Source organism: Peribacillus sp. NPDC046944 (assembly GCF_050272735.1).
Lineage (GTDB): Bacteria > Bacillota > Bacilli > Bacillales > DSM-1321 > Peribacillus.
Genome location: NZ_JBNNML010000006.1, coordinates 303,399 through 317,551, shown reverse-complemented (window position 1 = coordinate 317,551; position 14,153 = coordinate 303,399). Strand labels below are relative to the sequence as shown.

At 38.9% G+C, this 14,153-nt stretch carries 8 protein-coding genes; 2 read left to right on the top strand and 6 right to left on the bottom strand.

The genetic code is table 11. The features are described from left to right. Nucleotides 1–146 precede the first annotated feature (146 nt). The 3 genes from ACQKIC_RS13755 to ACQKIC_RS13745 form a co-directional block, all read right to left on the bottom strand. Entirely contained in the window at nucleotides 147–1,925 is a 1,779-nt protein-coding gene (locus ACQKIC_RS13755) for a M14 family zinc carboxypeptidase (RefSeq protein WP_427591482.1), read from the bottom strand. 124 nt (nucleotides 1,926–2,049) lie between these two features. Beyond that, complete coding sequence (locus ACQKIC_RS13750) at nucleotides 2,050–3,102, bottom strand: LysM peptidoglycan-binding domain-containing protein (RefSeq protein WP_427591481.1); 1,053 nt, start codon at nucleotides 3,100–3,102, stop codon at nucleotides 2,050–2,052. A gap of 188 nt (nucleotides 3,103–3,290) precedes the next feature. Next, nucleotides 3,291–5,441: a S8 family serine peptidase gene (locus tag ACQKIC_RS13745; RefSeq protein WP_427591480.1), complete on the bottom strand. Its 2,151-nt coding sequence runs from the start codon at nucleotides 5,439–5,441 to the stop codon at nucleotides 3,291–3,293. A 263-nt stretch (nucleotides 5,442–5,704) separates the two neighbouring features. Here ACQKIC_RS13745 and ACQKIC_RS13740 point away from each other — a divergent pair, with 263 nt between their 5' ends. Then, nucleotides 5,705–7,909, top strand: a complete 2,205-nt coding sequence (locus ACQKIC_RS13740; protein ID WP_427591479.1) for a PA14 domain-containing protein — start codon at nucleotides 5,705–5,707, stop codon at nucleotides 7,907–7,909. A 38-nt stretch (nucleotides 7,910–7,947) separates the two neighbouring features. On the opposite strand, the gene ACQKIC_RS13735 is transcribed toward ACQKIC_RS13740, so the two are convergent. The 3 genes from ACQKIC_RS13735 to tagD form a co-directional block, all read right to left on the bottom strand. Beyond that, a complete protein-coding gene (locus tag ACQKIC_RS13735; protein WP_427591478.1) occupies nucleotides 7,948–9,672 on the bottom strand; it encodes a transglycosylase SLT domain-containing protein in 1,725 nt (574 codons plus the stop codon). 105 nt (nucleotides 9,673–9,777) lie between these two features. Then, entirely contained in the window at nucleotides 9,778–10,947 is a 1,170-nt protein-coding gene (locus tag ACQKIC_RS13730) for a CDP-glycerol glycerophosphotransferase family protein (RefSeq protein WP_427591477.1), read from the bottom strand. Next, complete coding sequence (gene tagD / locus ACQKIC_RS13725; RefSeq protein WP_402954698.1) at nucleotides 10,940–11,338, bottom strand: glycerol-3-phosphate cytidylyltransferase; 399 nt, start codon at nucleotides 11,336–11,338, stop codon at nucleotides 10,940–10,942. Before tagD ends, ACQKIC_RS13730 begins: the two co-directional genes overlap by 8 nt. Nucleotides 11,339–11,727: 389 nt before the next feature. Here tagD and ACQKIC_RS13720 point away from each other — a divergent pair, with 389 nt between their 5' ends. Next, nucleotides 11,728–13,884 carry a CDP-glycerol glycerophosphotransferase family protein gene (locus tag ACQKIC_RS13720; RefSeq protein WP_427591475.1) on the top strand — a complete coding sequence of 719 codons (2,157 nt, stop codon included), beginning with the start codon at nucleotides 11,728–11,730 and terminating at the stop codon, nucleotides 13,882–13,884. Nucleotides 13,885–14,153 lie beyond the last annotated feature (269 nt).

The following is a 14,153-nucleotide window of genomic DNA, read 5'->3' as shown; positions in this document are numbered from 1 at the left end:
GTATGTCTAATATACCTTTTTTTTACTAAAAAAAGAATAGTTTCTTTTTGTACATGCAGTACATATTTACCTTTTTTAAATGGGAAAAGCGAGGGAATCTAAATGACAAAGATTCCTTCGCTCACTGGGATTGGTGGTTATTCTTATTAAGCGTCTGAGCCGTCTTTTGGAACTTCAGAATCTGGGTCCGGAACTTCCGGGTCTTCAATTGGCGCAGGCTGTTCAGGTACTGTCGGGACATCTGGTTCTAGCAGAAGAAGCTCATCTTCAATTGCTCTTAGCCTATTTTTGAACATAGTTTCTAGTTTTTTGTAGGAGTTAGTAGATTTTAATTTTTTATATTTAGTAATATTTTTTTTCACATCATCGTATTGTTCATTATCCACTTGTTCTTCCATATCCAATAATAATTCATATCTTGCTATATCGTAGTCTGCATTTTTCTTGTTGGTTTTAGCAGGAGTGACATATTTGAGTGTGGCCAATTTTTGAACACTCTTACTGAACATTTTTTTGATTTTATTTTCGGTAGTGCTGGTCTGCTTGACCAATTTATCATAGGTAGTAAATGTTGTACTATTTAGTTTTCCTGCTGTTAAGTGATCCGCTAACTTCTTATTTGTTTGGATAAGATCGTCTCCAGCTTGAATAGCATTCATAAAGGCCAGAGAGTTATCGCGATATGATTTAGTCGTTTTTAATGCTGCATTTGGCTTTGTACGATATTTAGCGGGAAGCTTGGCGATTGCCTTTTCCTGTTTTTTAATTTCTTTATTCGTTTTGTTATATAGGGACAGATGTGCGCTGGTCACTTTCAATTTACTTTGGCTTTTAATGTCGGTAGAGTAATAGTTTTTTAATTTTGCTGCTGTCTTATTATATGTTTTGATTTGCGTGGTCACTTTATCACTAGCTGCAGTATTGCGGGTATCGTAAAGCTTGAATCCTTCTTGTGCTGTATATAGGCCGATGCTTGCATTTTGACTCCAGATTCTAGCGTAATTCCTAAGGGGTACATGGGTTTCACCAACTGCTGGCGACACTTCAATAGTGAAGGCTGGTTTTTTTTCTACATTGGAGAACCAGTCGCTGAAACCTCCACCGAATGATTTCGATTTAACCAAGCTATAGCCAGTTATTTTGCTCAGTTTACTTGCATATTTGGCATCTTGGGCATAACGGCTTCCGGTTTGCTGATACTTCCAGAAGATGATTTGTCCACTCGAATGGTATGAAATGGCCATTTCTGGGTCGATTTTATCTACAAATGATAGTAGAGCTTTCGTTTCGGATGCGACCGCCACTTTTGATCCGTTGTAATTTTTATAATAGGGAACCTTAGGGCCACCAAGGTATTTCCAATTAGGACTATATTGTCGGTTTAAATCCACGCCTTTGGCATTGGCTTTCCAGCGCTTGAAATTCTTGCTGCCACCATTCATTTTAATGATTTTGGCATGGTCTTTTGTAGGAAAATATTTTAGACCGTATTGTTGTAAGGTGACCCCATCCGGGTTGACCATTGGCACAAACCAAATGGTCGTATTATTGAGAAGCTTTTTAACATTGTAGCCGTTTATGTTGGAGTTGCTTTTATATGCAGCGGCATATGTATCTAACATATCCATATTGAGATTGGTTGTGATCCATTCACGTGCATGGTGAGATCCGTTAATGAAGACTTTGGATTCTCCTTTTCCAAGTGAGACAGCGTAGATATTACGACCGTATTCGGATTTCCCAATGACTTCTTTTTTGACTAGTCCTGGATAGGTCTGTTCTAGTTTTTTTATATCTTTTAACATTGTGGTAGTGGAATAGGTTTGGTTAGGATTAACAATTGACTTGGCAAAAGTAGAATTCGAGAATAGGAAAGTTCCACAGAGGACGATAAGTGAAAGTAATAAAAGACGAAATCTGGACATATTGTGCCACCTTTTCTAGTTAGTATCTAGTTAATAATGACTATATTAACATAAATAACTAGAATAAATTATAATTTTTACATAAAAATACCAGACTTATAGAAATATAGTCTGGTAAAAAGAATTATAGACTTCTGTATCCTATAAGTTTGCTTTTGTAATAGGAGTTTGAAACGTTGTTAATCTCTATTCCATTGCTTGAAGAAGCATGAATGAATTGTCCATTTCCTAAATAGATGCCCATATGACTGACGACGGATTTACTTGATCCAGTCGCAAAGAAAACGAGATCACCTGATTTTGGCGAAGACACTTTCTTGCCCATATCATAATAGGTGGAAGAAGAAAGTCTGGATACTTCATAGCCTGCTTTTTTAAACGTGTAGTAAATGAATCCACTGCAGTCAAATCCTGAAGGGGAGGCTCCTGCCCAGGAATAAGGGGTGCCGATTAACTTTTTTGCTTCAGAAATGAGTGTATCCACTTTATTACCTGAGTCTGTTACTTTTTCAGGAGTTTCTACTGCAGAAGCTGGAGTTGCCGATTTAACCAGGGATAATTTCTGACCGATTCTTATAATGTCGGAGGTTAAGGAATTGTATGATTTAAGGTCAGCTACTGATATGTTTGCCTGTCTAGCGATTTTTGATAGGGTGTCGCCCTTTACAACGATATATGTATTCGAAGTGAGATTGACTTTAGGTGTTGAGACATTCGCTGGCTTGGCACTGCTCGGTAAATCAATGGTCGTGGTTGTTTTAGAGCTTGAAACAATCAGCTTATTACCGGCATATATCATGTCGGATTTCAGGTTGTTTAGTTTTTTTAATTCAGCGAGTGTAAGATTATGTTTGTTGGCGATTTTTGTTAACGTATCTCCGGGTACGATGATATAGGTAGAGCTTTTTGTTTTTTCAACGGATACTGACGCTGTTGTAGCTTTTGTTTTAGTTGTAGTTGTTTGAGATTTAGACGTAATAATCTTTTGATTGATCTTTAACATGTCTGTTTGTAGGTTATTAAGTAGTTTTAACTCTTTTACGGTCGTCTTGTGTTTTTGGGCGATTTTGCTTAAGGTATCACCGCTTTTTACTGTATACGAGTTGGCAAGGGCTGGAGAAACAAAAGTCGAAGATAGGACGGCTAATGTCGAAATTGCAACGATACTCTTTTTCACGTATTCCACCTCTAACATGTCTTTTTCCCTATTCTAACAAACTAAATGGAAAAAAATATATTACATTTATGTTACATGGATAAAATGGTATAAATTAACTGACTTATTTTGTTGTAAAATAGTTGTGTTAATTTTGTTGTTTTCTCCTATATTGTGAGTGTTTTTTCACCATGGAAAATGTGTCACACTCACTTTCCTTTTCTTTTGTCGACTACTTTAAAAGTGATGCTAGTTAATGTGCGGGTATTTCCAGCGGCGTCGGTTAACTTTCCTTTAAACTGATAGGTTCCTTCTTTTGCATAGACATTATTGGATATCCTTCCATCCCAGGTAATTGTATGACTTCCTTTTTGATAATGCCGCAACGTCTCTAGTTTTTTTATGGTGTCACCTTTTGAATTGATAATGGAAATAGTAGAAGCAACCGATTCATTCTTGGTGATGGTTGTGGTGATTGTAGAAGCCCCAGTCATTTTAAAAACTGTGCTTGAATTTTTCATGGTTGCTTTAGGGGATTTAGTATCCACGACTACCTGAAGTATCTTCTTCTTTCCTTTATGTTTATCCATATCAAGTAGTGAGGCTTGGAGCGAATAAACCCCATCCTTCGCCTGTTTATTGCTATTGGTTTTTCCATCCCAGAAAAGTGTGTTCTTCCCACCTTTGAAAGTCTTAGATTTTGATAGGGTATCTATTTTCAAACCGGTGTTATCCACTAGAGTTGATGTTAATACAGCAACTTTGTTCAGATGAAAAGGAATTTCCAATTGATCGCCTCCGAGTGGGGAATAACTAATTGATTTCTGATTGAAAGTAAGCTCAGGCGTTACCTCATCTTTTACCGTGACATACGTGCTCTTGGAAACACTATGTTTCTTGCTGTAAATCTTCACAGTGACCTTCACTTTCCCGGAAGGAGCATAGGAGCCATTATCCAATTTCCCGTCCCACTTCGTTGAAAAGACCTGCCCGTCCGACTTTTTATTCGTCACAAGTTTCCGGATGGGTTTATTGTTGGCATCATGAATGAAAACGGATATACTCGTTCCCTTTTTTGCCTTGAACGAAAGGGAAAGGGAATTCGTTCCGTCTTCGATCAGTGTTTGGCTTGATGTCGTCAGCTTTGATAAGGGTCCTGGAGTATGGGTCAATGCGTTATAGGCATCGACACGGCCATGTCCATAGAAATCATCTCGGCCCATTACTCCAAGGTCCTTACTGGATGTTTGTAAGATATCCGCCACTTCTGCTGGAGTAAGGAATGGGTTCTTCGATAAAACCAATGCGGAGACGCCGCTGACTACTGGAGCAGCCATGGATGTCCCACTCATGACATCATAGGAATTCCAAGGAACAGTGGAGTAGATATCCAGACCAGGTGCAGCTAAATCGATAGATGTACCATAGTTGGAGAAATCAGCTTTCCTATCTTGTTTTGTTGTGGCGCTGACGCCTAATACATGATCTAATGCGGCCGGGTACTGTTCAGTCTTTGTATCCTCATTTCCGGCTGCAGCCACGATGAGGATCCCTTTCTTCCACGCGCTCTGTATGGAGTAATCCAATACCTCTGTATAATCTTCCATTGTCAGACTCAGATTAATGATATCCGCCCCCGATTTAACGGCATAATCGATTCCGTCGATAATCGTAAAAATATCCGCCTCATTTTCACTGAATACGTTGACCGGAATGATCTTGACGTTTGGGGCAATCCCAGCGATTCCCTTTCCATTTAGGGAAGCACCGATAATGCCGGCAACATGGGTACCGTGGTCATTCGAAGGTAGCGTTTTGTTGCTCCCGGTAACAGCATTGAATGGCATGATGATGTGGTCCTTCAGTTCGGGATGAGTGGCTTGGATGCCAGCATCAATGACGGCTACTTTAATGTCTGGCGATCCTTTGGTTAGGTCCCAAGCTGTATCCATATTGATTTTCTTTGCGTACCATTGTTTGGAGTAACCCGAATCTGTAGGAATATAGCTCGTCCTCACTTTATAGTTGGGCTCTACCGCCTCTACCTCATCCCACTTTTTAAGAGAGGTGATGGCCTCTTGCCTATCCATTCCTTCATGGAGGGAAATGAGGGTGAAGTTTCCGTTTTGGATGGTTTGGAGTTCTTTTGCTTGAATGCTCTGTAATATGGATTCTTTAACGTTATAGGTAGTCTCCCTATCGAACTTAATGATTAGTTGCTCGGTTTGATAGCTTGTGGTGGAAGAAGACACTTGGTTCTGATTATCATTCGGCTTCGAATTCATTTCGGAACCATAGGCATGTGACCAGTCCGTCGAAAAGAATAGAAGGATAAAGAGCATGGGAATGCATTTTTTCATTAACATATTCCTCCTGAGTTGTTCTAGAAGATTCATATCTAAATAGTATCATGGATTGAAGCATAACCTAGTATTTTCCTTTTGAGAAGTGTGTCGAATCACCTCTAAAAATGTCTATGAGTGATTCAACCTAGGTGGTTAGTACCCTATTTATGCTAAAATTACTCATTTTTCTTAACAATTTATGTATATATACGATATTATTAACAGTATATCGATAAAATTGGACTAGGAGTGAGTTAATTATCAAAACAAAGTGGTTAATGGTTGGCGTAGTTACCTTAGGATTGGTGTTATTTTCAAGCGGAGGATTTTCAGGGACGACTGCTGAGGCGAGCAGTGGTAAATGGAGCGTAACGTATTATCCGAAACTTAACTTCAAAGGAACCGCCGTCAAGAAGACGGTAAGTGATATCAATTTTGCCTGGGGCACTAAATCCCCGGCAGCAAAGATTCCGGTCAATAAATTTTCCGCTAAGTTGACGAAAACGCTTACGGTCAAAGAGGGCGCGAAATACCGTATTTCCGGAAAAGCGAATGACGGTGTAAGAGTCTATGTAAATGGTAAGAAAAAAGTAGACTATTGGAAAGATGGGTCTCATTCATTTAAGAAGGACCTTATGTTGGCAAAAGGAGATCATAAGGTGGAAGTGCAATATTATGATCAAAAGGGCAATGCCTACTTGAATGCCGACGTTGAAGAGGTACCGGAGACCATCCCAACAGACAAATGGACAGGCTTGTTTTTCCCAAGTTCTAACTTCACGGGAACGCCAGTAAGTACCACGGCTAGCAATCTGAAATTTTCATGGGGTTCAAAAGCCCCCGTCGATAAAATAGCAAAAGGTACATATTCGGCCATCTATCAAAAGAAAGTGGTCGTGAAAAAAGATACGAAATACGTGTTAATGGGGAAAGCGAACGATGGCGTCCGCATTTATGTGGATGGTGTAAGGAAAGTAAACGAATGGAAGAATGGCACGCGTAACTTCGAAAAGAACCTCACGTTGAAAAAAGGGACTCATACGATAAAAGTAGAATACTATAATAAAAGTGGAAGTGCGCAATTACAAGTCGATCTTAAGGAATCGGAAAAGGTTACACCGTTAGAAAGATGGGCAGTGACCTTATATGGTAACCAGGATTTGACGGGGAACAAGGTCTATCAAAGTGCCGCTACATTGGACTATGATTGGGGCACGAAAAAGCCAGCCACTGGAATCCCGACCAATCATTTTTCAGCGATATTCGAGAAACGGACAAAGCTGACAAGCACGGGTACGTATATCTTATCAGGCGGTGCTAATGATGGGATACGGGTATATGTAGATGGAACGAAAAAAGTAGATCAATGGAAAAATGGAACACATCCTTTTAACATAGAGATGAAATTGGATGCAGGCATTCATGTCATCAAAGTGGAGTACTATGACAATACGGGGTTTGCTAAAGTTGAGGTGGATTTAAAAGAGAAATCGAATATCACCAGGGCAGCAAAGACCGGGTATAATGTGACCTTGGATTCGGCTCTGTCGAAGCAAATGTCGACTAACCCGCAAACTGATAAAAAATATGAAGCTTTCATCCCTGCAAGCAGTGTGAAACTTGCTTCGACGAAGACGAGCGGGACAACGAAGGAAAAGGTCAACATCATTACAACGGACTCAAGGAAATTAGGTTCGTTATCGAAGAACGCGAAGGTGACGATCCAAGATAATAAAACGATCGATAAGAAGAAGTATTATAAAATTGTAACGGGTTGGGTTAGTGCTTCCAAAGCTGATACGAAGTATTATATGGATCCGAGTAACTTTACGAAATCGGATACGTCCTATTATCAATTTGCTAAACTATCAATGTTTTCCGCACTGAATGAAAGTGAAATCAATCAAAAAATCCTCCAAGATAAGGGGATCTTGAAAGATCAAGCAAAATCATTTTTAGAGGCTGGATTCAAGTATGGCGTGAACGAAATCTACCTCATCTCCCATGCTAATCTTGAAACGGGCAGAGGGTCCTCAAGGCTGGCTAAGGGAATCAAAGTGAAAACGAAAAAAGACAGCAAAGGCAACATCGTTTATGCAGCCAATAAGGAAAAAGAGATAGTTGTATTGGCAGATGATGCGAAGGATTATGAAGCCAAGGTTTACAATATGTACGGAATCGGTGCCTATGATAGCTGCGCTTTGGAGTGCGGTGCAAGAAGGGCGTTCAATGAAGGCTGGACAACTCCAAGCAAGGCCATCGTGGAAGGTGCGCAATTCGCGGCGGAGAACTATATTTATGCCGGTCAGGATACGCTTTATAAAATGAGATGGAATCCAGATCAGTTGGTGGAGAAAGGGTATGCCACCCATCAATATGCCAGTGATATTGGCTGGGCCGTTAAGCAGACCAAAAATTATGTAGAGCTTTATTCTCTACTCAATAGTTATACGGTCGTGTATGATGTTCCAAGTTATAAATAAACGAAAAAAAGGGTACCGCTCGGGTACCTTTTTTTTCGTTATTGAACATTGGAAGAGGCGATATACCAAGTCGTTTTCGAACCTGATACTTGGATCTTGTACCAATTGAACAAGTTGGCGGCATTATTGTCTTCGATGGAGCTTTCTACAATTTTGAATGTCGTTCCCTTTTTAAATGTTTGCTTTTTGGAACTGGTTGTCGATGGCTCATTTCTAAATAGCGTATCCTTCTTTAACGTGAATGAAGCTCCTTTTTCATGGAGCTGAGTGGATTGTGTTTGTTTAGGTGTTTGATAAGACAGCTTGTTTTGGAAATTCAGGATGCTGTCGCTTACCTTGATATCCACATCATCTTTGGTGAAGATATAAGGATTTACAAAGGCTTGTTGATTAATCAAATGATAGACCTTTGCCTGATAGGGAGCCTTTGCAGCTGGGTGGTTCCGTTCGGATAGACCGTTATAGGCCATGATGGCAAAGTACCAGTTTTCAAGAATGTCTGTTTTATAGTGATTGACCTTAGGCAATACAGGTCTCTTCGCATTGGCATAGTCCCACTTTTTTAGTAGGATCTCCACGCCGGCCTGAATATTATACTCCGTATCATACTTTACTTTATCCAAATCATAGCTTTTGTCTTCTTTGGATTGGGGCGTGATCTGCATGATTCCGTACCCACCATCCGAACTTGTGAACACGTCGCCGGCATTCGTGAATTGGTGCCACTTTCCATTCTCCGTTTTGGCAATGGCTTTAACAACCTCAGGTGGAATGTTCTTTTCGATTGCCTTCTTCGTTAGCAAGGCTTTTAATTCTTTCGTGCTTAGAAACATGTCGGACATGATGGTTGTTAGTTTTTGCTCCAATAAGTTTCTTTCAGAAGGAAGAGCTTTTATCTTTTTCATAATGGAATCACGAGTTTGTGGGACCTTTGCATCTGACTTTCCTCGGGAGATAAGGCCATCTACCTTATCGTAGTCAGATTGAAGGGCAACCCATTCGCCAAGTTGATCTTTCTTCGAGAATTCCTTCTTGGCAAGGTCGTTCTGTATTGCGCTGAATTCCTTCTTCAGTTCTGCCTTTTGTTTTGTGTTAGAAATCGTATCAATATATAGAATGACCTTTTTATAATATGGCAGGATCTTTACGCTAGTGGCATTCATATTTTTCTTGGTATCGTTAATGGCCTGTTTCACGGTCGAAACCGTTTTTAAATTCCTCTTATGCTTTTCGACAGGCTTGATATACAGTGATTTCATTTTTTCTTTTGTTTTGGTTCCTTTTACCTGAGTGACCTTAATGGATTGCTTATCAAAGGTGGCTATAAGGGAAAGGTATGCCGTATGAGCGGATTGCGTGTAGGGCCCGGTTTTCAAAGCCTTTTCTAGTTTCATCCGTTTTTTGTCTATTTCTTTCCCGGCTTTAACAGCGGCGATATAAACCTTTCCAGTGTCCACTTTTGTCTTCACTTTCTTGAGGCGATTGTTATACTTTGTTTTCGCCTTACCGTTGGATAGCTTATTGACTTCCTTTAGAGCTGTCGCATACTTGGTGTTTGCCGATTTATATTCTTTCTCAGGCAGGTTTTTCCCGGTCGCTTTACCAGGGAGATAACTCAACGTATATAAAGTGGACGCTGCCTTTTCCGCATTGGCGACTGAGGTCTCTGTTTTGGAAACGGCATGCGTTGAACTTGGCTGTAGAATGGCAACGAAGAGAAAAAGGGTACAGAGGGTAAGAAAAAGTTTTTTAGCTTGTATCAAGAAATGAAACCTCCTAGTAAAATAGTCTACGTTACTAGTATTCTACCAGAAAATATATGAATTTACATAAAAAACCACCCTTGTATTTGGGGTGGTTGAAATAGTCTATTTTTTAGGAAAAAGGAAGTCGACCAGATTTCTGCTCGAATCCCCGGTTGAATACTGATTCCATTTTTGCTTGAAGGGTTCGACTTTTTCTAACTGGTAATCAGCTGTACGAATTTTCTCGAGAAGTTCTTCTGTTGTTGTGACGATGGGCCCTGGCATCGAGGATTTGTAGTCTTCCCAGAACCCACGCTCTTCTTCGTATTCTTGCAAGTCATAGGCAAAGAAGATCATGGGCTTTTGTAAAATGGAAAACTCAAATGGAATCGATGAGTAGTCCGTTATGAGAAGGTCTGTGCTTACAAGAAGCTCGTTCACGTGAAAATCGCCGGTAACGTGATACACGAATCCAGGAAACTGATGCATGACATCATGTTCAGCTGTTACAGCTGGATGAAGCTTGAGTAGTACCGCATAGTTCTCATTTTGTAGTTCTCTGTAGAGCAAATCTAAATCGAGCGCTACTTTTCCCGAGTTTAAGTCGGCATTCCGAAAAGTGGGAGCATACAAGATGATTTTCTTATTCTCAAGTTCGGGATATTTGGTCAACAGTGCCCGTCTTGCATCCTGCTTTGCACTTTCATTAAAAAAGAAGTCGGTACGCGGAATTCCTGTTCTGAGTATATGGGAATCCGGCAACTGAAAACTTTCCTGATAAATCCCGGCCATTTTATCTGAACCGGTCGTGACATAATCGAATTGTTGATAGACGCTTAAAAATCGTTTTCTGGCCCTGGATGAACGATCGACAATCGAAGGGTCCATTGCGCCGAATTTCTTGACGGCACCAGCCGCATGCCAGACTTGCACAAGGCTTACGGGCTTTTTGAATGTTACCGTCGAGAGAAAACCAAAATAGTTATCCATAATGATCCATTTGGATGTGGCCAGGTGATAAATGGATCGGATTAAGGCAATGATATTCTTGGTCTCAAACGGAAGGACGATGGTTGTCCCATCGTCCTTTACTTGTATATAGCTGCCTGCCTTCGTTAGAATCACTTTTTGGGAAGAAATGTTTTGCTTGTCCATTTCATCTTTAATGTACTGGCAGTTATCTCCGAATGTAGTGACGAAAGTTGTTTTATTTCTTAATGGGAATAGCTTGAAAAGTGAGAAAAGAACTTTGAAGCCTAATAAATAAATCTCGATCGCAATTTCCCTAGCCATTTGTAACTTTTAAAAGGTCATCTTTGATTTGTGAAGTGGATATTCCAATGGTTCTTGGCAGGTATACGACTTCACAAACTTCAGCTAATTCATCGAATTTGCCTTTCCAATCATCGCCCATGACAAAAACATCTACACCTTCACGAATGATATCTTCTCTTTTTTGTTCCCAAGTATTTTCCGGAATGACTTCATCTACGTATCGTATGGATTCAAGAATCATTTTCCTGTTTTCAAAGCTATGGTAGGACTTTTTATCTTTTAATGCGTTAAATTCATCCGTGGAAATAGCAACGATTAAATAATCTCCTAAATCTTTAGCGCGTTTAAGTAGATTAATATGTCCCCAATGAAGTAAATCAAAGGTTCCGTAAGTTATAACTTTTTTCATGATTTTCTCCTCCTGTACTTGTGAATTTATATATTTAGCAGAAATCTGAATGGTCAAATAGTAAGGAATCAATAGTAAAGCACTATTCTTAAACTTTTTAGATAGTAAGCAGTACACCTAATTATACCTTATTAAATTTACAATTGAACCACAAAATTTTTACAATCTTGTTGAAGATATAACATATCTAATCAACTTGGATATAATTTTACATTTTTTCCTGACGTAATTCAAAAATTTCTATTTCTAAGTTATGATGGTATTACTTGAAAAGTGGATTTTAAGTATTTCTTAAGTGGAAGAATTACGGGGACTGCTTCGTTGAACTTCGTGTTTTTATAATAGTCGCAATATTCTTTATATTAGTTTGGGAGGAGAAAAGATTACGGATGCAGAATAGTTTACTAAAAAATAGAAAGATAATTAGTGTGCGCTTAGATAAAGATGTTTATTGCATTGAAGTGGTCATTAAGCAGACGTACTTGGAAGGTGTGGAAGATTTCTTTTTTGTTATAACGAATAGATTTAATGAAGATAATAGTATGTACTTGGATTTTGTGAAAAAGGATCAACTGAATGACTTTGATTTGTTTGAAATAATGGTGCCATTCAGTTCAAATATAGAGAAGCTCGTTGAAGGCGAAATATGGGACCTTCATATTTTAAGGATATTAGATAATAACGAGGTTAAGTCTAGAATTAAAAGCAAAGGGCACGAATTAAATCTGTATTCCATTGTACAAGAAGACCTAGAAAAAATGGTTTATCCTTATACTACTAAAAAGGGGAATTTTTCTTTTTGTGCGAGTGATTATAAACTATTTTCTATGTTCGATGAATTACATGTAAAAAAGGATGGAACTATTCAATTTTCTGGTTATTTTAATTATCCACCATTATTTCAAATAAACGGTTATGAGTTTGGTCAGATGACGCTGCTCGTTAAGGATAATTTAACGGAAAATGAAAGGATGGTTCCTTTAAAAAGCGTAAATCGCGCTGAACAGGGCAAAAAGTATATCGGAAGTAAATTACCCGAAAATATAGGTTTTCAAGGTGAAGTTAATCTCCTGGAGGAATTAGAGTTAGAACAAGTTAAGCACTTTTCGTTTTACATGGTGCTTGATTATAAAATCAATGGTGTTCAGAAACAGCTGTTGAGTTTAAGAATGAAATGCAATTTGGTTCAAGGTCTTCCTGTTAGATATATTTTAAAGGTGAAGGACAAAAAGGTACAGCTGCGAATTAAATCGACAAAAGTCTCAGAGTACTTATCTCTTTCCGTTTCCCGTTATAACCTCAAAGCTGAGGTTGTTCAAGGGATTAAAAAGAGATGGGTGAAAATTCGTAGAAGCAAGCGGCTTATAAGCTGGTACAAAGCTGCTTTCACAGTTATCGGGATGTTGGTGCCAACCAATAAGAAGCTGGTGGTATTCGAGAGTTACCACGGAAAGCAATATAGTGATAGTCCAAGGGCTATTTACGAATATATGAAGGAACATTGTCTGGATTATAAGCTGATTTGGAGTGTGAACCGTGCTTCTATGAACTATTTTGCTCAAAAAGACGTCGAGTATGTTAGACGATTTTCAATACGTTGGCTTCTAATTATGACGAGGGCGAAATATTGGGTGAATAACGTTCGGTTTCCGATATGGCTTCCAAAGCCAAAGCACACGATTTACGTGCAAACATGGCACGGTACGCCACTTAAACGCCTAGCTATGGACATGGACGCAGTACATATGCCTGGAACAAATACCAGTAAATATAAAGCGAACTTCTTAAAAGAGGCAGGTAAATGGGATTACTTAGTGTCACCAAATACCTATTCAACGGAAATTTTCCAACGGGCGTTTCAATTTAATAAGGACGTGATTGAATCAGGTTATCCGCGTAATGACTTCCTGAAGAACTCTAATAACGAAGAAACAATAAATGATCTTAAAAGGAAATTCAATCTGCCACTTGATAAAAAAATTATTTTGTATGCCCCTACGTGGAGAGATAATCAGTTTTACAGGAAAGGGAAATACAGATTCAATCTAGAGTTGGATTTAATGCGAATGCGTGAAGAGCTGGGCGACTCCTATATTACTATTATGCGTATGCATTATTTAGTGAGCCAAAATATGGACCTTACTGAATTTGAAGGCTTTGCGTATGACTTTTCCCACTTAGAAGATATTCGAGAATTGTATGTAATATCGGATATCCTTATAACTGATTATTCATCTGTATTCTTTGATTATGCAAACCTAAGAAGACCGATAATCTTCTTTACATATGATCTTGAAGATTACCGTGATAACTTAAGGGGATTTTATTTTGATTTTGAAGAAAAGGCACCGGGCCTTCTGACAAAAACGACAGAAGAGCTTATTGCCGGTGTGAAAGATATTCAAAGTAGGCAATTTAAGGTAAGTGAACGATTTGAAGAATTTTATGAGAAGTTTTGTTATCTTGAATGTGGACAATCAACTAAACGTGTCGTAGAGGCATTTGTGCAAACGGAGAAAGTGACCATGGATGTGGAACGTGAATGACCCCGCTGTTTTGACAGCGGGTCTTTTTAATTTGAAAACAATGTCCTTTCGGTGGATTATTACATAGTACGTGTTTTGGTGATACTTTCTGATTTCTACTTTAGTATGTACAAATTTTATTGAGTAATTACTTTAAATGTCTGTCTTAGTGATTTACATTATATAATGTACTCTTCTGCATAGAGTTAATTACTTAGAAGGCAAACGACATATCTTAAATGAGGATCCGCCTGGCTAATTGGACCTTATTATCATCAACATTGAGAAAA

Bases quoted from the DNA above. Each gene is read 5' to 3' on its own strand.
- ACQKIC_RS13755 (WP_427591482.1), bottom strand. From the start codon at position 1,925: ATGTCCAGATTTCGTCTTTTATTACTTTCACTTATCGTCCTCTGTGGA.
- ACQKIC_RS13745 (WP_427591480.1), bottom strand. From the start codon at position 5,441: ATGAAAAAATGCATTCCCATGCTCTTTATCCTTCTATTCTTTTCGACG.
- ACQKIC_RS13740 (WP_427591479.1), top strand. From the start codon at position 5,705: ATGGTTGGCGTAGTTACCTTAGGATTGGTGTTATTTTCAAGCGGAGGA.
- ACQKIC_RS13730 (WP_427591477.1), bottom strand. From the start codon at position 10,947: ATGGCTAGGGAAATTGCGATCGAGATTTATTTATTAGGCTTCAAAGTT.
- tagD (WP_402954698.1), bottom strand. From the start codon at position 11,338: ATGAAAAAAGTTATAACTTACGGAACCTTTGATTTACTTCATTGGGGA.
- ACQKIC_RS13720 (WP_427591475.1), top strand. From the start codon at position 11,728: ATGCAGAATAGTTTACTAAAAAATAGAAAGATAATTAGTGTGCGCTTA.